General features: G+C 63.5%; 17 protein-coding genes. 4 read left to right on the top strand and 13 right to left on the bottom strand.

The window, feature by feature from the left end; all coding sequences use genetic code 11:
- Window positions 1-29 precede the first annotated feature (29 nt).
- The 3 genes from NKI16_RS11705 to NKI16_RS11695 all read right to left on the bottom strand — a co-directional run bounded on the left by NKI16_RS11705 (window position 30) and on the right by NKI16_RS11695 (window position 4,131).
- Window positions 30-2,012: an ABC transporter permease gene (locus NKI16_RS11705; protein ID WP_023674018.1), complete on the bottom strand. Its 1,983-nt coding sequence runs from the start codon at window positions 2,010-2,012 to the stop codon at window positions 30-32.
- Window positions 2,009-3,085 (bottom strand): quaternary amine ABC transporter ATP-binding protein, encoded by a 1,077-nt coding sequence (locus tag NKI16_RS11700; protein WP_031211022.1) that lies wholly within the window; start codon window positions 3,083-3,085, stop codon window positions 2,009-2,011. The genes NKI16_RS11705 and NKI16_RS11700 overlap by 4 nt, the downstream gene beginning before the upstream one ends.
- A gap of 74 nt (window positions 3,086-3,159) precedes the next feature.
- Entirely contained in the window at window positions 3,160-4,131 is a 972-nt protein-coding gene (locus tag NKI16_RS11695; RefSeq protein ID WP_352839589.1) for an ABC transporter substrate-binding protein, read from the bottom strand.
- 560 nt (window positions 4,132-4,691) lie between these two features.
- Between NKI16_RS11695 and NKI16_RS11690 the strand changes: the two genes are divergently transcribed.
- Window positions 4,692-5,768 carry a D-alanine--D-alanine ligase family protein gene (locus NKI16_RS11690; protein WP_352590425.1) on the top strand — a complete coding sequence of 359 codons (1,077 nt, stop codon included), beginning with the start codon at window positions 4,692-4,694 and terminating at the stop codon, window positions 5,766-5,768.
- Between the two features lie 52 nt (window positions 5,769-5,820).
- Here NKI16_RS11690 and NKI16_RS11685 read toward each other — a convergent pair whose 3' ends face one another.
- The 5 genes from NKI16_RS11685 to NKI16_RS11665 form a co-directional block, all read right to left on the bottom strand.
- The gene (locus NKI16_RS11685) at window positions 5,821-6,606 is read right to left on the bottom strand and encodes an SDR family oxidoreductase (RefSeq protein WP_352590141.1); all 786 of its coding nucleotides are present in this window, start codon (window positions 6,604-6,606) and stop codon (window positions 5,821-5,823) included.
- 8 nt (window positions 6,607-6,614) lie between these two features.
- The gene (locus NKI16_RS11680) at window positions 6,615-7,379 is read right to left on the bottom strand and encodes an SDR family oxidoreductase (RefSeq protein ID WP_352590138.1); all 765 of its coding nucleotides are present in this window, start codon (window positions 7,377-7,379) and stop codon (window positions 6,615-6,617) included.
- Between the two features lie 127 nt (window positions 7,380-7,506).
- Complete coding sequence (locus tag NKI16_RS11675) at window positions 7,507-9,015, bottom strand: sugar ABC transporter ATP-binding protein (RefSeq protein ID WP_352621184.1); 1,509 nt, start codon at window positions 9,013-9,015, stop codon at window positions 7,507-7,509.
- A 33-nt stretch (window positions 9,016-9,048) separates the two neighbouring features.
- Complete coding sequence (locus NKI16_RS11670) at window positions 9,049-9,987, bottom strand: sugar ABC transporter substrate-binding protein (protein WP_254820381.1); 939 nt, start codon at window positions 9,985-9,987, stop codon at window positions 9,049-9,051.
- 150 nt (window positions 9,988-10,137) lie between these two features.
- Complete coding sequence (locus NKI16_RS11665; RefSeq protein ID WP_502897588.1) at window positions 10,138-11,121, bottom strand: ABC transporter permease; 984 nt, start codon at window positions 11,119-11,121, stop codon at window positions 10,138-10,140.
- A gap of 308 nt (window positions 11,122-11,429) precedes the next feature.
- Between NKI16_RS11665 and NKI16_RS11660 the strand changes: the two genes are divergently transcribed.
- Window positions 11,430-12,392 carry a sugar-binding transcriptional regulator gene (locus NKI16_RS11660; RefSeq protein ID WP_352621190.1) on the top strand — a complete coding sequence of 321 codons (963 nt, stop codon included), beginning with the start codon at window positions 11,430-11,432 and terminating at the stop codon, window positions 12,390-12,392.
- Here NKI16_RS11660 and NKI16_RS11655 read toward each other — a convergent pair.
- The 4 genes from NKI16_RS11655 to NKI16_RS11640 all read right to left on the bottom strand — a co-directional run bounded on the left by NKI16_RS11655 (window position 12,389) and on the right by NKI16_RS11640 (window position 17,321).
- Window positions 12,389-13,882 (bottom strand): xylulokinase, encoded by a 1,494-nt coding sequence (locus tag NKI16_RS11655; RefSeq protein WP_352692642.1) that lies wholly within the window; start codon window positions 13,880-13,882, stop codon window positions 12,389-12,391. The two genes, NKI16_RS11660 and NKI16_RS11655, sit on opposite strands and share 4 nt — an antisense overlap.
- A 20-nt stretch (window positions 13,883-13,902) precedes the next feature.
- Window positions 13,903-15,225 (bottom strand): NAD(P)H-dependent oxidoreductase, encoded by a 1,323-nt coding sequence (locus NKI16_RS11650; protein ID WP_352590126.1) that lies wholly within the window; start codon window positions 15,223-15,225, stop codon window positions 13,903-13,905.
- A gap of 213 nt (window positions 15,226-15,438) precedes the next feature.
- Window positions 15,439-16,545 carry a mandelate racemase/muconate lactonizing enzyme family protein gene (locus NKI16_RS11645; RefSeq protein ID WP_352839585.1) on the bottom strand — a complete coding sequence of 369 codons (1,107 nt, stop codon included), beginning with the start codon at window positions 16,543-16,545 and terminating at the stop codon, window positions 15,439-15,441.
- A gap of 50 nt (window positions 16,546-16,595) precedes the next feature.
- Complete coding sequence (locus tag NKI16_RS11640; protein WP_023674032.1) at window positions 16,596-17,321, bottom strand: GntR family transcriptional regulator; 726 nt, start codon at window positions 17,319-17,321, stop codon at window positions 16,596-16,598.
- 236 nt (window positions 17,322-17,557) lie between these two features.
- Here NKI16_RS11640 and NKI16_RS11635 point away from each other — a divergent pair, with 236 nt between their 5' ends.
- On the top strand, window positions 17,558-18,193 hold the full coding sequence (locus NKI16_RS11635) for a TetR/AcrR family transcriptional regulator (protein ID WP_036237918.1): 636 nt from the start codon (window positions 17,558-17,560) through the stop codon (window positions 18,191-18,193).
- Window positions 18,180-18,653 carry a cupin domain-containing protein gene (locus NKI16_RS11630; protein ID WP_352590118.1) on the top strand — a complete coding sequence of 158 codons (474 nt, stop codon included), beginning with the start codon at window positions 18,180-18,182 and terminating at the stop codon, window positions 18,651-18,653. The genes NKI16_RS11635 and NKI16_RS11630 overlap by 14 nt, the downstream gene beginning before the upstream one ends.
- Window positions 18,654-18,973: 320 nt before the next feature.
- On the opposite strand, the gene NKI16_RS11625 is transcribed toward NKI16_RS11630, so the two are convergent.
- Window positions 18,974-20,128, bottom strand: coding sequence for an efflux RND transporter periplasmic adaptor subunit (locus tag NKI16_RS11625; RefSeq protein ID WP_352634353.1), 1,155 nt, complete (start codon window positions 20,126-20,128; stop codon window positions 18,974-18,976).
- Window positions 20,129-20,144 lie beyond the last annotated feature (16 nt).

Below are 20,144 nucleotides of genomic sequence, written 5' to 3'. Positions count from 1 at the left end.
GCAGCTTCCTGAGGCCGTCCTATTCCGGACTATCCCAGCCTTGCCCGAGCCTTCGCCGTCCAGGCGTTGAACAGCCGGTCTGCGACGATGCCGATGAAGGCGATGGCCAGGCCGGCGACGATGCCGCGACCGGAATCGGCCTTGGACAGGGCGATGAACACCTCCTGGCCGAGATCGCGCGTGCCGACCATGGCGCAGATGATGATCATCGCCAGCGCCATCAGGATGGTCTGGTTGACGCCGAGCATAATCTCGGGCAACGCCAGCGGCAGCTGCACGCGAAAGAAGGTCTGGCGCCTGGTGCAGCCCGAAACCTTCGCCGCCTCGATCAGCGCCGGCGGCACCTGCCGGATGCCGTGATTGGTATAGCGGATGGCCGGCACCACGGCGAACGCGACGGTGGCGATCATCGCGGTGACGTCGCCGACCCTGAACAGCATGACCACCGGAATGATGAAGCAGAACGACGGCAGCACCTGCAGCGTGTCGATGACCGGCGTGACGATCTTTTCGAAGCGGTCGCTGCGCGATGCCATCAGCCCGATCGGGATGCCGATCAGGCAGGCGATAAAGGCCGAGATGCCGCACAAATAGACCGTCGCCATGGTCTTTTCCCAAAGTCCGGTGGCGGCGCAGAACGCTGTCAATGCCGCGACCAGGGCGGCGAGGCGCAAGCCGCCGAGCTGGTAGCCGGCAAGGCCGAGGAGACACACCGCGCCCAGCCACGGAAAGCCCTCGCAGAAGGCGCGCACCGGGTTGAGCACATTGAGGATAAGCGCCACGCGGAACGCTTCGATCGTGTCGAAGAAGTTGATGGTGATCCAGTTCACCGCCGCCTTCCACAAAGGCGCGGTGGTGAAGGTGATCGCTTTCGGCACCGCGGCGAACGCCGGCACGAACAGGCCGAGCAGCGTGGCGACGGCGAGGATGGCAACGGCCAGCGTCAGATTGGGATAGCGCCGCCAGAAACTCGTGCTGGCCTGATGGCGGACATTGCCCTTGGCGTGATTGTGCGCGATCGCCTGGCTCAGCCGGTCGAGTGCAATTGCCAGTGCGACGATGGCGAGGCCAGCTTCCATCGCCTCGCCGACCTTGAGCGCGCGCAACGCCAAAAGCACGTCATAGCCGAGCCCACCGGCACCGATCATCGAGGCGATGATCACCATATTGAGCGCCAGCATGATGACCTGGTTGACGCCGACCATCAATGTCGGCCGCGCCGACGGCAACAGCACCCGCCACAGCTTTTGCCGTGCCGTGCAGCCGGCCATCTCGCTGAAATCGTCGATCTCCGACGGCACCCGCGACAGGCCGAGCATCGTCGCCCGCACCATTGGCGGCGTCGCGAAAATTGCCGTCGCGATCATTGCCGAGACCGGGCTGTTGCCGAACAGAAGCAGCATCGGGATCAGATAGGCGAAGGTCGGGATCGTCTGCATCAGATCGAGGGCAGGGGAGATCAACAACCTCTCCGCCCAAGGCTTGCGCCATGCCCAGATGCCGGCGAACAGCCCGGTGACAATGCAAAACGGCACGGCGATCGAGATCAAGCCCAGCGTCAGCATGGCGCTGGTCCACTGCCCGAACAGCGCGATGTAGAGAAAACAGCCGCCGGCCAGCGCACCCAGCTTCCAGCCGCCGGCGGCGCGTCCGGCAAGGTAGGCGGCAGCGCAGACGCCGACCCAGGACAGGCGCGGCAAGACGATCATATCCGCGCCATGGCCGATCTTGAAATTCTTGGCCAGAAGACCGAGCGCGAAATCGAGCGGCACGCCGAGCACCGCGGTGATCGAGCGGGTCAGCCAGGAGAAGTTCGACTTCACCCAGTTCATCAGCGCACCGACCCAGTCTGCGACAGGAACGATCGCGCCGGCCGGGTAATTGACCGCCCAGGGCAGGCTTTCCTGCAGCAGGAAGACGATAAGCACGGCGGCGAGCGCGCAGGCCCAGATCGCCAGCCAGGTTTGAACCGGCCGGGGCCTCGCTGCGCTGCCGCTTGCCGTGACCGTCATGCGCCAGCCCCACGACGTTCTATGCCGGCGAGAAGATCGATCACTGCCTGCGGCGTGACTAAGCCGATCGGCTTGCCGGTGCCGTTGACCACCGCGAAGGGCTTGCCGGCAGAGACGATATCAGCCGAAAAACTTGATATCTTGGCATCCGGCGCGACCGTGCCGCCGTACTCGGCGCCGTCGCAGGCGCGCATCAGGCTGCGCGCCGATATCACCTTGGCGCGATCGACATCGCGGGTGAATTCGGCGACATAGTCGGTCGCCGGATTGACCACCAGCTCTTCCGGCGTGCCGATCTGGATGACCTCGCCGTCCTTCATGATGGCGATCCGGTCGGCCAGCCGGATGGCCTCGTCGAAATCATGGGTAATGAAGACGATGGTCTTGTGCAGCATGGTCTGCAGCCGCATCAGCTCGTCCTGCATCTCACGGCGGATCAGCGGATCGAGGGCCGAGAACGGCTCGTCGAGGAACCAGATTTCCGGCTTTGTGGCGAGGCTGCGGGCGATGCCGACGCGCTGCTGCTGGCCGCCGGAAAGCTCGCGCGGATAGAAATGCTCGCGACCGCGCAAGCCGACCAGCTCGATCACTTCCCGCGCGCGCGCCTCGCGCGTCGGCCGGTCCTGCCCCTGGATGCCGAGGGGGAAGGCAATGTTCTCCAGTACGTTGAGATGCGGCAGCAAGGCAAAATTCTGGAACACCATGCCCATGCGGTGGCGTCGCAGCTCGATCAGCGCGGCATCGGAAATCTTGAGCAGGTCCTTGCCTTCAAACTCGACCTTGCCGTGGGTCGGCTCGATCAGCCGCGACATGCAGCGCACCAGCGTCGACTTGCCTGACCCCGAAAGTCCCATGATGATGAAGATCTCGCCCTGGCGGATTTCGAGATCGACGGCGCGCACCGCGCCAACCAGTCCGGCAGCGGCGATGTCCGCCAGGCTGGCCTTGCCGTCGCGCCGGCGGATGAAATCGGCCGCGTCCGCCCCGAACAGCTTCCAGACATTGCGACAGGCAAGCTTTATCGGGCGGGCGTCGTTGCCCGCTTTCGCCGCCTGTTCAATCGTATCGGTCATGCGATCGTCCTTCTGGAACACGGGATCGAGACCCGGCCACGGATGGCCGGGTCGTCGGATTTCCAGTCAGACGGTCACTCGGCCCAGGCTTTCCAGTCGGCTTCGTGGGCGGCGATCCAGGCGGCGGCGACGTCTTCCGGCGTCTTGCCTTCGAGATCGATCTCGCCGCTCATCTTGTTGAGCTCGTCGGTGTCGACCGTGTAGTTTTTCGCGACCTTGTAGGCGACAGGCCATTTGTCCTTCATGCCGGCCCAGGAATATTTCCAGATCTCGCCATGCGGCTTGCCGCAGTCATATTTCGCGTCGGGGTTCACACCCCATTTCGGGTCGGTGTAGCACTCTGTCGTATAGTCGGGGAATTCGACCCATTCGCCCTTGTATTTGGCCGGCGCCCAATGCGGCGAATAGATCCACAGCATGATCGGCGCCTTGCGCTGATAGGCCGAGTCCAGTTCGGCGAACATCGCCGCATCGGTTCCGGCATGGATGACGATGAAGGGCAGTTTCAGCGCCTCGACGCGTTCGTCGTCAAAACCTTCCCATGTCACCGGGCCGCCGAGATAGCGCCCCTTCGGTGTGGTTTCGGCCGTCGAAAAGGCCTCGGCGCATTTCGGATCTTTCAGCGCTTCCCAGTTCGGCAGGCCGGGGCATTTCTCTTTCATATATTCGGGAAACCACCATTCTTCCTTGGCCTTGGGTCCGAGCTTGCCGAGGCGTTCGGTCTGGCCCGTCGCGTCCGAGGCCTTCATCGCCTCGCCGGCCGTCGTGTCCCAGAATTCCAGGCCGACATCGATGTCGCCATTGGTCAGGCCGGTGGTCAGGCTGGAGAGATAGTCGGCGGTCGGATACTCGACGGTATAGCCGAGCTTTTCGAGGATGCCGCCGAGGATCTTGGCGTTCAGATTGACGCTGGTCCAATCGAACAGTGCGATCTTGATCGGGTCGTTGGATTCCGGCGCTGCCGCATAGGCCGAAGATGTCAGTGCGGCTGCGGCAAGTGTTAAGGCTCCCATTGAGAAATTCGAAATCATGCTCCGAAGTGACATGCTTGTTCTCCTGTCAAGCTCTGGTGGACGTTATCGTTAGTTCCCTTCTTGCGTCTTTTTTGATTGTGTTGGAACAGCTGGTCGTTGCGCAAGGCCGTAGGCGCCACAATGCTGCCGAAGCGGATGCCGGCGCAAAACGGGGGTGGTGCCCAAATTGGTGAAGATGTGGCGGGACCGGCCGCGTCATGACTGCCGAAGGATTGCTGCCAAGGCAGTCATCCACGGATCGATCGCCGGTCTTGAGGGGCAAACCATCAAAGTCCCATGATCTCGGCTGTTGGCTCGGCAACTCGCCAGAGCCACTTTCATGGGATGAAATTATATATACCAACGTTCACGTCGCGCAACGATTAACGCCGGTGCCAATTTCACGGCCCGTCTTTTTACATGGACCCGCAGATCGGTTCGAAAAAAGCCAAGGTTGCCGGTCATCCCGTATGCGAGCCGCGAGGACAGGGTACCGATACAATGCAGCAGACCAAAATGCCTTACTTCTTCGCCAACCGCGGGATCGCCGCCGGCTTGTGACCTTTCAACACCAGATCATATCCGAGGCTTTCATGACCTCTTCCTTGAACAGACTGCGAATTGCCGTGCTCTTTGGCGGACGTTCCGCCGAACATGACGTTTCGGTGCTTTCAGCAACCAATGTCATGCGTGCGCTGCTGTCCGCCAAATACGATGCCCTCCCAATCTTCGTCACGAGCGAAGGACAGTGGCTGCTGAGCAGCTTCCAGGATGGTACGCTCGCAAAACCTGCGGCCGGCATGGAAGTTTGCCTGGTTCCGGGCGGGCGCGGACGGATGATGGCGATCCCGGCCGACGGCACGCCCTATGATCTGCCGAAGATCGACATCCTGTTTCCTGTCCTGCACGGCCCTCATGGCGAAGACGGCTCGGTACAGGGGGTGGCCGAGGTGGCTCGGGTGCCGCTCGCCGGCTGCGGCATCCTGGGTTCGGCAACCGCGCTGGACAAGGACATCGCCAAACGGCTCCTGGAAGCGGCGGGGCTGCCAATCGCGCGCTCAGTGACGATCCATGAAGGTGCGGCGCCCGCCCTCGCTGCACTGGAAAGCGAACTCGGCCTGCCGTTCTTCATCAAACCGGCGCGTCAGGGATCGTCTGTCGGCGTCGGAAAAGTCCATGCCAGCCAGGAATTCGATGGAGCGCTTGCTGAAGCCTTCCGGCACGATTGCAAGCTGTTGGCCGAGGAATTCATTCGTGGGCGCGAGATCGAATATAGCGTGTTGGAGGACCCGGCAGGCGACCTGTTCGTCTCGCGGCCAGGCGAGATCGTGCCGGCCGAAAGCCACGATTTCTACAGCTACGATGCCAAATACATCGACGAGAACGGCGCGGCACTTAAAGTGCCGGCCGAACTGCCGCCGGAGGTCGAGGCAGCCATGCGGGACGTGGCCGCAAGGGCTTTCAGAGCCGTCGGCTGTGACGGGATGGCGCGCGTCGACTTTTTCCTGACACCGGACATGCAATTCCTGGTCAATGAAATCAACACCATCCCCGGCTTCACCGATATCAGCATGTATTCCAAGGCAATGGCGGCGAGCGGCGTCAGCTATTCCGAAATCATCGACCGGCTCGTGGAGCATGGATTGGCACGGGCCGGCCGACCAGGCTGAACGCAGCGAAGCGGCTTTCATATCCGGTGGATGGTACGTCGGCCCGCGCCGCTCACGACATGATCAGGCCGCCATCGACATTGATGGTCTGGCCGGTGATGTAGGCCGCATCTTCGCTGGCGAGAAAGCTGACCAGGCCGGAGACATCCTCGCCGCTGCCGGCGCGGCCCATCGGGATGTTCTTCACCCATTCGGCCATCAGCTCGCCGGGCTTGTAGTCGCCCATCAACTTGCCCCATGCGGCGTCGTTATAGGCCCACATATCGGTGTCGATGATGCCGGGGCAGATCGCGTTGACGGTGATCTTCTCCTTGGCCACTTCCTTGGCCAGGCTCTGGGTGACGCCGACGACGCCGAATTTCGAGGCCGCATAATGCGGCGTGTAGATAAAGCCCTGCCGCGCCTGGCCGGATGCGGTGTTGATCAGCCGGCCGCCATCGCCATGCTTGCGGATGCGCGCGATCGCCTCCTGGCAGCACAGGAACACGCCCTTGGTGTTGACCGCCATCACCTTGTCCCATTCGGCCTCGGTTATCGCCTCGATCCTGGCGATGGTGATGACACCGGCATTCTGCACGGAGATGTCGATGCGGCCGAATTGTTGCTCGGCCAGGTCATAAAGGGCGACGACCTCGTCCTTTTTGGTCACGTCCATGCGCAGCGATGCGACCCTGGCGCCCGCAGCCTTGAGATCGGCGGCGACCTCGTCGACGCGCGCGTCGATGGCGCTGACGACGACCGCGGCACCTTCCGCCGCGAAGCGCCTGGCCATTGCCGCACCAATGCCGCCGCTGGCGCCGGTGATGACCGCCGTTTTTCCCTGGAATCGCATCTGCATTTTTTCTCCTACCAGCAGACGAAGCCGCCATCGACGATCAGGTCGATGCCGGTGACGAAACTCGAGGCGCGGCTGGCCAGGAACACGGTCGGGCCGACCATCTCCTCCGGCGCCGCCATGCGGCCCATCGGCGTGTCGCGCTCGAAGATTTTGACCTGGTCGGCGACCTCCGGCCGCTTGTTCATCGGCGTCAGCGTGTAGCCGGGGCTGACGACATTGACGCGCAGGCCGCGATCGGCCCATTCCATGGCGAGGCTCTTCGACATGTGGATCACCGCGGCCTTCGACGAATTGTAATGCGCCTGGGTCAGGCCGCGATTGACGATCGAGCCCGACATCGACGCGATGTTGATGATCGAGCCATTGCGCCGCGTCAGCATGGCGCGGGCCTCGGCCTGGCAGGACAGGAACACGCCGCTGACATTGACGTCATAGAGCTTCTGCCATTTCTCCAGCGACAGCATCTCTGCCGGTTCAGCTCCGGCGACGCCGGCATTATTGACGGCGATGGTCAACGCGCCGAGTTCCATCTCCGTACGCTCGATCGCGGCCGCGAGATCGGCCTCTGAAGTCACCGTGCCGTTCAGCACCAGCGCCTTGCGGCCGAGTGCCGTGATCCGGTGCGCGGTCTCCTCCAGCCCGCCTTTCGAGGCGTGGCCGAAGCAGGCTATGTCGGCGCCGGCCTCGGCCAGCCCAATGGCGATTGCCTGCCCGATGCCGCTGCCGGCGCCTGTCACAAGTGCCACGTCACCATGAAGGTCGAATAATTTCATCGTCGGTCCCTCTGCTCCAACCGCCGTCCTCCGGAAATAAAGGGGCGCCAACTCTGTTGCTGGCGCCCCGCGCGGTCTGGTGCCCGGGAGGATACCACCTGCTGCGCTTTGTTTCGATGGGCTGTTCCTAGCTCGTGGCGAGTTCCATCACGGCGATATTGCTTGCTTCGCTGCGGTCGAGAATGCCGCGTTGCCGGCCGCGGCTCACCACCAGCACGCGATGCGACAGGCCGAGAACTTCCTCGAGGTCGGAGCTCACCACCACCACCGCCATGCCGGAGCGGGCAAGGTCGGCGATGACATCATAGATCGCGGCGCGTGCACCGACGTCGATGCCGCGCGTCGGCTCGTCCAGGATGAATACCTTGGGCGGGCGCGACACCCATTTGGCGATGATCACTTTCTGCTGGTTGCCGCCGGAAAGCTTGCTGACCGCCTGGTTCGGCCGGCCCTTGACGCCGAGCCGGCGAATGCCGGCCTCGGCGAATTTCTGCACCGCCTTCGGGAACACCCAGCCATTCGGCGCGACATGGTCGAAATTGCCGATCGCCAGGTTCTCGCCGATCGTCTGGTCGAGCACCACGCCCTGCGCCTTGCGGTCTTCCGGTACCAGGACGACGCCGGCCTTGATCGCCGCCGCCGGGCCATTGAGATGCACCGGCTTGCCGGCGACGCGCACCGATCCCGATGAGATCGGATCGGCACCGGCGATCGCCCGCACCAGCTCCGTGCGTCCGGCGCCGATCAGCCCGGCAATGCCGAGGATTTCGCCGGCCCGCACTGAAAAGCTGACATTTTGAAAGCTGCGTTCCGGCGAGGACAGGTTCTCGACCTCGAGCAGCGTGTCGTTGCCCGGCGCCGATACCGTAGGGAACATCCGCTCGACACTGCGGCCGACCATTTGCTCGACGACAGTGCGCACCGGAATGTCGGCGCGCTCGTGCCGGGCGACGATGCGCCCGTCGCGCATCACCACCACGCGATCGGCGATCTGGGCGATCTCGTCCAGCCGGTGGCTGATATAGATGAAGGACATGCCTTCCGCCTTGAGCTTGCGGATCTGCTGGAACAGGAGCTCCGTTTCCTCGCCGCCAAGGGCTGCGGTTGGTTCGTCGAAGATCAGCAGCTCGGCATTGAGCGTCAGCGCCTTGGCGATCTCGACCTGCTGCTGGGCGGCGATACGCAGCGTGCGCACCTTGCGCTCGGGCGAGACATCGAGGCCGAGGCGCTTCAACTGGGCCGATGCCCGCGCATTCATTGCCGCGCGGTCGATGCGGCCGCCACGCATCGGCAGGCGCCCGACATAGACGTTTTCGGCGACCGACAGATCGGGCAAGAGCTTCAGCTCCTGGTGGATCATGCCGATGCCGACGTCGATCGCCGCGGCAGGATTGGCGGGGGAATAAGCGTTCCCCCGCCAGGTGATGGTGCCGGCATCGGGTTTCGTCGACCCGGCGATGATGTTCGAGACAGTCGACTTGCCGGCGCCGTTTTCGCCAAGCAGCGCCACGACCTCGCCCGGCCGCACCTCGAAGCTCGCATCGGCCAGGACCTGCACCGGCCCGTAGCTTTTGCAGAGGCCGCTGACGACGAGCCCGTTATGGGGGCTGTGCGTGTGGCGAGGATCGGTGGACATCGTTGCGCTCGTCGATTGCCGGACTGGTCTCAATCAGGGATGCTTGGCGATGAACTGTTCGACATTGTCCTTGGTGGTCAGCGTCGCATCCTGCAGCTGTTCGGCGGGAATGGTCTCGCCGGCCACCAGCTTGATTGCTGCATCGACGGCGAGCCGGCCCATGCCCTGGGTCTGCTGCGTCGCGGTCACGTCGAAGACGCCGTCCTTCAGTGCCTTGAGCGCCGCCACGTCGCCGTCAAAGCCGGCAACCCAGACCTTGTGGCCGGGATTGGCGACCTTGACGGCCTGCGCCGCACCGAGCGCCAGCGCGTCGGCCTGGCCGATGACGATCGACACGTCGGGGTGCGACTGCAACAGATCCTGCGTCAGCTTGAAGCCTTCGTCCTGGTGCCAGCCTTCGCTCCACAATTCGCCGACAACCTTGATGTCGGGATAGCCTTTCAGCGCTTCGCCGCAGCCCTTCGAGCGGTCGACCTCGGGCGTCGTGCCCTTCTGGCCGTGGATGATGATCAACTCGCCCTTGCCGCCGGCCTGCTTGGCGATGTAGTCGCAAACCGCCTTGGCCGATGCCACGCTGTTGGTGGCGATGAAGGTGTCGCCGGGCGCGCCGTCGGCGTTGCGGTCGACATTGATGACTGGGATGCCGGCAGCCTTGGCGGTCTTGGTCGGCACGGTGGCGGCGGTGGCGCCGGCCGGAATGTAGATCAGCGCGTCGATGTTTTGCGTGATCAGGTCCTGTACCTGGCTGACCTGGGTCGCCGAATCGCCCTTGGCATCGACGGTAACGACCTCTATGCCCTTTTCCTTGCCGTAGGCTTCGACGGACTGCTTGATCTGATTGAAGAAGTCGGCCTGCAGATTGGCGACGGCGAGGCCGAGCTTTTTGGCCTCCTTGGCCGAGGCCATGTCGGACAGGCCAAGCAGCGGGATGACGGCCGCGGCGGCAAGCAGCAATGAACGTTTGGTCAGCATGTTTATTCCTCCGTTGATGTTCAATCTGTCCTGCCCGCGCATCGCGGCGCCCCTTGGCCGAACAACTCCCAGTTTCGGATCACCGATCCGTTTTCGCCCGAATATCGGGGCGAATCTCATTGAGCCCAATTCTTCATTGTGCCCCATTCTTCATTGTGCTCGGCGCCGCCACGTGTCGGTGGCCACCGCCAGCGCGATCACCACGCCGATAACCACTTGCTGGATGAAGGGCGAGACACCGAGCAGGTTCAGCCCGTTGCGCAGCACGCCGATGATGAGGACGCCGATGGCTGTGCCGCCGATCGAACCGACGCCGCCCGACAGGCTGGCGCCGCCGATCACCACCGCCGCGATGGTGTCGAGTTCGTAGCCAAGGCCGGAGCTCGGCTGGACGGAATCGAGCCGGGCGGCAAGCACGATGCCGGCGAGACCGGCCAGCACGGCGCAGATCGCATAGACCCAGTTGGTCAGCGACTTGACTGGTATGCCGGACAGCCGGGCGACTTCGGCGCTGCCGCCGATCGCGTACAGGCTACGGCCGGTAGCGCGATAATTCAGGAAGATCGCGAAAATGACGGCAAGCACGATCATCAGCCCGACGGTGACCGAGAGGAATCCGAAATGGCGGATTATCGACAGGCTGGTGAACCAGTCGGGAAAGCCGACGATCTGCGAGCCGTCGGTGATCATGTTGGCGAGGCCGCGCGCCACCGACATCATCGCCAACGTGGCGATGAAGGGCGGCAGCTTGGTGACCGTCACCAGCAGGCCCGAAACCAGCCCGCAAAGGCCGGCGACGACGAGGGCTGCGGCGATGCCGGCCGGCAGGCCGAGATTGAGATAGTCCGGATGGGCGACGAAGCCCATCACCATGGAAGCCAGCGCCAGTACCGAGCCGACGGACAGGTCGATGCCGCCGATCAGGATGACCAGCGTCATGCCGATCGCCATGATGCCGAGCACGGTGACCTGGTCGAGAACGTTGAGGATGTTGCGGAAAGTCAGGAAGGTGTCGGTGGTTAGCGAGAGCGCCACGCACAGCAGAACCAGCCCGATCAGCGGGCCCATGGTTCCGGCAAAGACAGCCGAAAACCTTGCGCCCGCCGTAGCCTGCGCGCCAGAGCCTGCCTTCAACTCGCCTGCCTTCAAATTGCTTGCGTCGTTGCTCACAGCCACTTTGTCTCCTCCACAGCAATCCGGCGCTGCATCACCGGGCCACTTTGTTCACCAGGCCCCTCCCTATGAACAATTTATCTTTAACATGCAATTTTGTTCAGCTAAACTGTTCGTCGGAAAATTGTCAAGACCTGCCCGCTTCATTCGAGCACGGTTTGCGCTGTTCGCCGGTTTGCCTTACGCAATGTCTCGGAAATCTTGGGCATTTCGAAGTCGCCGGATTGGAATATCATGAGCAGAGCCGGCGACTGCGGCAAGGCAAACAGATGACGATCATAGAGAACGAAAGAGCCTCGCGCTTCCCCGACGCCGAACTCAAGGCCCGCGCCGCCTGGCACTATTATGTCGAGGGTCTTACGCAGGAGCGGATTTCCGAAATTCTCGGCGTCGGCCGCATCAAGGTGCATCGCATTCTCTCGGCCGCCCGCGAAGAGGGTGTCGTCCAGTTCCGCATCCGCGACAGCGTTGTCGAATGCGTGATCCTGGAGGAAAGCCTCAAGCAGCGCTTCGGGCTCAGCCAGGCTGTTGTGGTACCGTCGGCGGCCGACCGAAGCAACGCGCCGCTGATGATCGGCCACGCCGCCGCCGCCTACCTGGCCGACCATGTGAACGCCGGCGATGTCATCGCGCTGGGCTGGGGGCGGACGCTGAAATTCGCCATCAATGAATTGCCACGGCGGCCGATCGCCAGGACAACGGTGGTTTCGATGCTTGGCGGCCTCACCCATGCACAGCCGCTCAACCCGACCGAAAGCGCCTGGGATTTCGCCGAGAAGATCGGTGCGGAGTGTTTCCTGCTGCCGGTGCCGGTCTATGCCGACAGGCCGGAGCAGCGCGATGCTTTCATGAGCCAGCGCAGCGTTCAGGATGTTGTTTTCCGCGCGCGCCGGGCAAACATCGCCGTGCTCAGCGTCGGCTCGTTTTCCAGCGACAGCCCGATCGCCAATTACGGCTTCATCAAGCCAAGTGAACTCGAGGAACTGCAGGCGGCCGGTGCCGTCGGCGATATTCTGTGTCATTTCATCGACGCCGAGGGCCGCCCGGTCGACCACGAGGTCAACCGCCGCGTCTGTGCCTATCCGCTGCAGGATCTGTCGGATATTCCTAGCATAATCCTGGTTTCGGGAGGGCAGGAAAAGATTGCCATCATGCGGGCGGCGCTGGCCAACACCAAGGTATCGGTTCTGATCACCGACGAGGATGCGGCCAAGGGGCTGCTCAACCGCTAGATTTCGTCGAGAGCGCCGAGGCGGGTGTGGATGTCGCGCGTCGCCTGATAAAGGTCGCGGTAGATTTCCTTGCGGCTGCGATAGGCGGCGACAAGCCCGTCGACCGGATCGACATGCCTGGTGGGAGCGGCAGCCATTACCTCTGCTGCGGCTTCCGGCGAGGCAAACCAGCCGACAGCCGCTGCCGCCAGCATGGCAGCGCCGAGTGCGGCGGCTTCGTTGACCGGCGAAACCGAGAGCGGCCGCTCGAGCACGCTTGCCATGATCTGCATTAGCAGCGCGCAATTGGTGCCGCCGCCGGCGGCAATCATCGCCGCCGGTCCGCCGGCCTGGGCTTCCATGGCCTCGGTGGCGACGGCCTGCTCGAAGGCGATGCCTTCCAGGACAGCGCGGAAGAGATGCTCCGGCCGGTGATCGAGCGACAGGCCGACAATGGCGCCGCGCGCCGCACCGTCCCAATACGGGCTCATGACGCCGGCCCAATAGGGCATGATGAGCAGGCCCTCGCTGCCCGCGGCAACATCCAGCGCCACTTTCTCCAGCGCTGCCGCCGAGGGCGAACCGGTGGTTCGCACGATCCAGTCGACCAGCTGCATGCCCGATCGCAGCACGGTCTCCAGCATGAATCCGGAGCCGGTCGGCGAGACCAGCGTGCGAAAGGCGTCCGAGGTTTTCACCTTGCCGGAATAGCAGCCGCTGACCACGCCGGAGCCGAGCGAGAGATAGCTCTTGCCCTCGCCGTAGACGCCCATGCCGAGGCCCATCGCCTGGCCGTCCCCAGCGCCGGCAACGACCGGCGTGCCGGCCCTCAGGCCGGTCAGCTGCGCTATGCTTGCGGAAAGACTGCCGCAGACCACGCCCGGCGCGACCAGCTCGGGCAATTGCTCCATCTGCAGTCCGGCGGCCGCAACGAGGCGGGGATGCCAGGTACCTTTCTCGACGTCGAGCAGCCCGAGCGGATCCGCACTTGCGGTGCTGGTGACCAATCGCCCGGTCAGCCGCTGGACGAAGAAACCGTGCACGTCGACCAGTGCCGCTGCCTGGCGAAGCACTTGCGGCTGGTGCTCGGCAAGCCAGGCAATGGCGTAGAGCGCCGGCGTCGGGTCCGGGGGCTTGCCGCTCCAGTCGCGGATCGCCTCGCGGCCGAGTTCGGCCGAAAGCCTGATAACCTGCGGCCGGGCGCGTTCGTCGAGCCACAGGATCGCCGGCATGAGTGCTTTGCCGGCGCTGTCCACCAGCGTGAAGGTCTCTCGCTGGTGAGCGATGCAGATCGCCGCCACCCGCGTAGCGCCGACCGCCTCGGTGACCTGCTTCAATGCGCCAAGCAGCGCCGTCCACCAATGTTCGGCGTCCTGCTCGAAATGGCCGGGCTTCGGATTTGAAAGCGGGTACGGCTCGCGCGCCTGGAACAGCTCCTCGCCGTCGCGCGCGAAGGCAATCGCCTTCACGGCCGTGGTCGAGGCGTCGATCCCGATTACGACATCGTCCATCAGGCGGAGATCCGGCGGGGTCAGGCTGCGTTTGTAACGAACCGTCCGTCCGACTGGTCGAGACGGCGGCGGATCTGGGTTATCACCATCGAATCGTCGGGTACACAATTTTCGTAGGTCAGGAAGTCGCCGGTCTTGAGCGGCTTGACCACCTTGGCGCGTTCGGCAAGGCCGAGCGGCAGGGCGCCGCGGGCGCGCGCATCCCCCCAGGTCATGGCGAAGCCGCGATAGTCGTTCTCGCCGATCATGCCGAGCGACTGGCCAACGCCAAGATCGCTCTTGGCGACCGCCACCGCCTCGGCCACAGGATGGTCGAGCGGCTCCATGTCGGCCCGCTTGTAGACCACGGCGCGCGCCGCCGACAGCGGCACTTCCAGGCTGGTCAGATGATAGGGCCGGAAGATCGTGAAATAGGGGCCCTTGCCGACCTTGAGGTCGATCATGCGCTCCAGCACACGCGGATGCCGGGTCTCGATGATGCAGAACACGCCGGGCGCCACTCCCTTGCCGATCGAGTAATCGACCACGCCCTTGCGATGCAGCACGCCGCCATCCTCGCGCGGGCAAAGCACGCTGGCCAACTCCTCCAGCGTCGCGGTCGGGCCGTGCATGCCCGGCACGTCGGGCACCAGGCCGGTCGCATTGGCGATCGCCACCATCTCGATCGCCGTCTTCGAGCCGTCGACGAATTCGACCAGCATGCGCGCATTCATGTTGCGCTCGGCCGCCTCCTTCTCGTAGTCGGCCGGCATGGCGTCGATCTTCAGCGGATTGTTCTTGCCCTTGCCGGCGGCGATGATGTTGAAGCCGAGGCTTTTGGCAAAGCCGATGATCTCCAGCGTGCAGGCGGGCTCGTCGCCGGCGGCACCGGTATAGACGACGCCGGCCTTGCGTGCCTCCTCCTTGAGGAAGCGGCCGATGGTGATGTCGGCCTCGACATTGAGCATGACGATATGCTTGCCGTTCTTCATCACTTCGAGCGCAAACAGCGTGCCGATATTGGGATTACCCGTTGCGTCGATGATGACGTCGATCCGGCCGGCCGCCGCCAGCGCATGCAAATCTTCGGTCACCGCGATCTTGCCGGCCTCGATGGCGCGGTCGATCGCGGCCGCATTGCCGGCATGGACGATGTCGGAACGGTCATGGCCAGCGAGCAGCGCCGCGTCGATCGCTGCCTGCGGCCTGACTTCGGAAATGGCGCCGATCCGCATGCCCGGCATCAGCGCGACCTGGACGACGATGTCGGTGCCCATCTGTCCGGCGCCGGCAAGCCCGATGGTGATCGGCCCCTGCTGTTCAGCGCGCTGCAGAAGTTCCGCTGCAAATTGCGGATGGGACATGTCGCTTCCTCCAGTTCCTGACGCGCCGCAGCGTCCAAATCAACGGTTTGAACATTTCTATTTGCAAATGAAAAATATTTCAACCGGCAATTGGGCATTGTCGCTCTGCAATCGGCCGAAGACGATTGGAGGAGCGGTCATCCACACGGCCGTGCCTCCGCAGTCAGAAGGACGCGGCATATTCAGGTTGATTGGGTGCAGCCTTGTTGTAGCTCAGCTGCCGATTTCGAAGAAGGGCGCACCAAGCAGGCCGGGAACGACATCGATGCCGAGGCCCGGCCCATCCGGAATGCCCATACGGCTTCCCGAAACCGGCGGCATGTTGGATGCGGTGCGCACCGTCACCCATTCGTGGAAGGCGATGGCGTGCAGCCGGCGCTCCTCCGGCGTCGACAGCGACAGATGCGCCATGGCCGATGTGTCGATCTCGGCGCCGCCAGTGTCTTCGACCGTGATCATGAAGCCGAGGTCGACGGCAAGGTCGCGGATCTGGCGCGTTTTGGTGACGCCGCCGAGGCGCGAGATCTTCAGCGTCAGCCCGTCGGCCGCGCCCTTGCGGTGGATGTCGAGCATATCGTCCAACGAGGCGACGGATTCGTCGAGCACCATCGGCTTGTCGAGCGAGCGGCGCACCGACAGGCATTCGTCGATCGTCGTGCAGGGCTGCTCGAACGTGTAGTCGATGGTGCGCGTCGCATCCACGAACTGGCGCGCCTCGTAAGGGGTCCAGCCGGCATTGGCGTCGCAGAAGATGACGGTGCCCTTCGGCACCGCGGCGGCAACGGCTGTGACGCGTTCGATGTCGTCATGGACGTTGCCGCCGACCTTGACCTGCAGCCGTTGAAATCCTTTCCCGACGATGTGCTTGGCAAGTGCGGCCATCGCGTCGACCGTGCCGTGGGTGACGACCTTGTAGAGTTCCGCCGTCTCGCTCTCGCGGCCGCCAAGCAACGTGACCAGCGGCACGTCGGCGGCGCGCGCCGCGAGATCCGAGCATGCCATGTCGAGCGCCGACTTGATGTAGGGATGGCCCTTGAACACCGTGTCCATCAACCTGTTGATACTGGCAAGCCCGCGTGGGTCATGGCCAATGAGATGCGGCGCGATCTCGACGACGCCGGCGCGAGTACCCGCAGCGAAGGCAGGCGAATAGAAATTGCCAAGCGGCGCCATCTCGCCCCAGCCGGTGAGCCCGCTATCGGCGGTGACGGCGACGATCACCGCGCCGAACGCATCGGCGACACGCCCCTTGGACATGCGGTAGGGCCCGTCCACGAAGGGCTGCACGACATGGTAGGCCTTGATGGTTTTGATCTGCACGTTTTCTGTCCGTTGTCTGTGTTCCGGGATGTCCGTCAAATTTGTCGGGCTCAGCCGCCTTTAGGTCGGCCGGCACGATCGGCGCCGGCGCCCTTTGAGCCGCGCTGTTCCAGCCCGCGCGCATAGGCGAGCAGTTCTTCGAAATCCAGGTCGATATGGTCCTTGGCGTGGCGCTGTGCGGCGCGCATGTCGCTGCCCTTGAGCAGCCGTACATAGGTCTCGTGAGCATCTACGGCAGGCACCGGCTCGTTGCGCGCCCGCTGGTGCAGCGCGAAATACATCTGCAGCCGGCTGGTCAGCCGCTGCCAGGTTTCCAGCAGCACCGAATTGTCGGCCCATTCGTGGATCAGGCCATGCAGTTGCAGCGCTGTTTCGATCTGCCGCGTCGTGTCCAGGTCGCGCGTCGCCTGCTTCACCGCCGCATGGCGCCGGTCAAGCTCGTCGAAGAAGCGCTGGTCGCGAAGCGGCCAGGTCCGCTCGATGGCGAACTCGTCGAGCACCTTGTTGAGCGAATAGGCGTCGTCGATGTCCTTGGCGGTGACGTTGATGACGAAGGTTCCGGCGTAGGGGATGCTGGTCAGGATGCCTTCCTGCACCAGCTCGCGCATTGCCTCGCGCAGCGGCGCGCGGCTCACCCGCATCTGCTCGGAAATCCTGAGTTCGTTGAGCTTCTGTCCCGGTTCCAGCCGGCCGGTCAGGATCGCCCGCCGGAGCAGCCCCACGATCTCGGCCCTGCGTGTCGTATCCGCGATCGGACTGAAATCCAGCTTTGCCATTCGGCTGCTCCAGGGAACCGAAAGCAAGACAAGCAGATTGTCGACAATCTTACAAGAGCTGGATTCTCGATCCTGGAGACATTGGCGCCCTTCCGGCCTCGGCCAGCCTGACCATGCAAGCCGACCAGGTCCCGGCCGCTGAGCGTCAGCTGGCTTCTCGCAGCGGGAAACAACCTGGTGCGTAGCCTTCGCAATGTCCATTGACGACTGGGAAGGTTTGTGTCACTAGCAGTGACATGAATTCACAAACGATGACTCAGAAATACGAGAGCCCGCTGCGGGCAGAGCAGGCGCAGGCCACGCGCGAGCGCATCCTCGCGTCCATTCGAACGATTCTGGAGCAAAATCCGTACAGCCTCCTTGGCTTCGATGAGGTTGCCGAGATTTCGGGCGTAAACCGACGGACCATCTTCCGCCATTTCCCGACGAAGGAAGCGCTTTTGGAAGCCTTTTGGGCCAGCACCAATGCCTCTCTGGGAGTGCGGTTCTGGCCTGAGCGGGAGCAGGATCTGATCGATCTTCCTCCCGACCTTTTCGCCTCGTTGGACGCAATCGAAGGCGTAGTCAGAGCCTCGCATGCGAGCGCTACCGGGCGCGAGATGCGCCTGCAAGCCAATGGTGAGCGGCAACGTGCCTTTCAGAGCAGCCTTTCGCAAGTCGCAAACGGAATGGACCCGAAGGCGGCGCGCCAGCTTGAGGCCGTGATCCAGCTCCTGTTCAGCGCCACTGCCTGGCAGACGATGAAAGACTACTGGGGTCTTACCGGCCGTGAGGCCGGAGAGGCAGCCGCCTGGGCAATTCGCGCCTTGCTCAATGCGGCAAAATCGCAGCAAGGCGCTGTTCGAAAGGAAAAAGCAAGTGACTTGGCATAAGACCAAAGCGACGGTCCATCCGGCCGATTCGGTTCAAGGCTTCTGGGTAATGGGCGATCAGGTCGCTGTCCGGGCAAAGCTCGCTGGGACGGCACTCAACGTGATCGACGTCACGGTACCTCCTGGAAGCGGCACGCCGCCCCACACGCATCCTTCCGCGGAAATTTTCCGCATTCTCGAGGGCACCCTCACGATATGGACAATGATCGATGGGGTCGCGCAAGAATATGAGGTGGAACCCGGTGATGTCGTCACCATTCCGGGCAACGCGCCCCATGGCTATCGCAATGCTGGTCCCGTGCCGGTTATTTTCATGGCGATCGTCGACGACGAGATGATCGCATTCTTCGAAGAGGCTGCATCCAAGGACGCGCCCTCCGGCCCGCCGACCGCTGGCATGATTAACCGCGTGATCGAGCTTACCGGACGCCACGGGATCCGGATCCTGCAGGCGGCCTGACCGGCGAAACCGTTGCGCCAGGATTTGACCTGGAAGACGGTGCCTTATGCCGCCTAAATCCAGCAGTCCATCCCTCCAGGTCGAAGCGGGCGTTCGCGCGAGTGATACGTGTAGCCGCGACAAGCCGTCGGCTGGATGGATGTCTCGTTTGCTGATCCACAAACTGCCTTCACAGTTGGAGAGCGCCTCTATGCTGCCATCGTCGCCAGAGCCGCCGTTCGCACAACGGCTTGAATCGACCGTGTCGAAAACATCAGCAAAAACGGCGCCCTTGGCGTGGGAGCCGAGGGCGCCGCGGGACCGGAACCTGATGGGGGTTATCAGGTGGCCGGTTTCTCGGGCAGCGGCGAGATCGGCATTCCCGGGCCGATCTTCTGCAGATTGCCGGTAATCACCCGGTCGCCTTCGGCCACACCGCTCAAGATGGCGACCTGATCGCCATTGGTCGGTCCGAGCGAAACGATACGCTGGTCGACCGTGTTGTCCTTGCCGACGACATAGAGATATTTGCCGAGCTGGCCTGAGCCGAGTGCCGTCTGCGGTACCATCAGCGCATCGGGCTGCTCTTTGACGTGCAGCCGGACGCGGACATATTGGCCGGGCAGCAGCGTGAACTTGCCGTTGCCGACCGTCGCCCGTGCCGTGATCGTGCCGGTCGAGCGATCGATCGTGTTGTCTATGAAGGTAAGATCGCCCTTCTGGCGCGGTTCCGTTTCACCGGGAAGCAGGACGTCGACACTGATCGGTCCCGCGGCCCGGGCTTCCTCGATCTGTGTCAGGTCCGTTTCGCTCGGATTGAAGGTGACGTAGATCGGATCGAGCTGCACCAGCGAATTGAGCACCGTGCCGGCGACGCTGACCAGCGTTCCAACGGATGCTTGGCTGCGTCCGATGCGTCCCGCGAACGGGGCACGGATTTCGGTATAGCTCAAATTGAGCTCGGCGGTCCGCAAGGCGGCCTGGTTCACGGCAAGCGAGGCCTGAGCCTCACGCAAGGTGCTGGTGCGCTGGTCGAACACGTCCTTGGCGAGATAGCCGCTCTTGACGAGTTCGCTGCCGCGCCCGAGATTGGAGCGCGCATAATCGAGCGTCGCCGTGTCGCGCTGGATAAGCGCCTTCGCCTGCTCGAGGGCAGCCTGGAAATCCTCCGGCGCGATCTTGTAGAGAAGGTCGCCCTTCGCAACGTCGCTGCCGTCGGTGGCGACCTGCTCCTGCAGATAACCCGGCACGCGCGCCTGCAGCGTGATGCTGCGGATCGACTCCACCCGGGCGGCGTAGTCGAGATAGATCGGGATCGTCTTCTTGACGACGCTCACCACCGGCACCGGCATGACAAAGGCTTCCGGCTTGGGGGTTGCCGCCCCGGCTGTGCCGGCGTTGAGGCTGAGGCTGCCCATGTCGAGCAGGTGAACGCTCGCCACCGAAATTGCCCCAAGGGCGACGGCCGTTCCCAGCGCGATTTTCCATTTACGCATGATCAATTCTCCAGTC

Origin of the sequence: Mesorhizobium sp. M0698 (assembly GCF_040320455.1) — a bacterium.
In the GTDB taxonomy this organism is placed as follows: Bacteria; Pseudomonadota; Alphaproteobacteria; order Rhizobiales; family Rhizobiaceae; genus Mesorhizobium.
The sequence above is the reverse complement of the archived record's forward strand: the minus strand, read 5'-3'. Positions and strand labels throughout refer to the sequence as shown.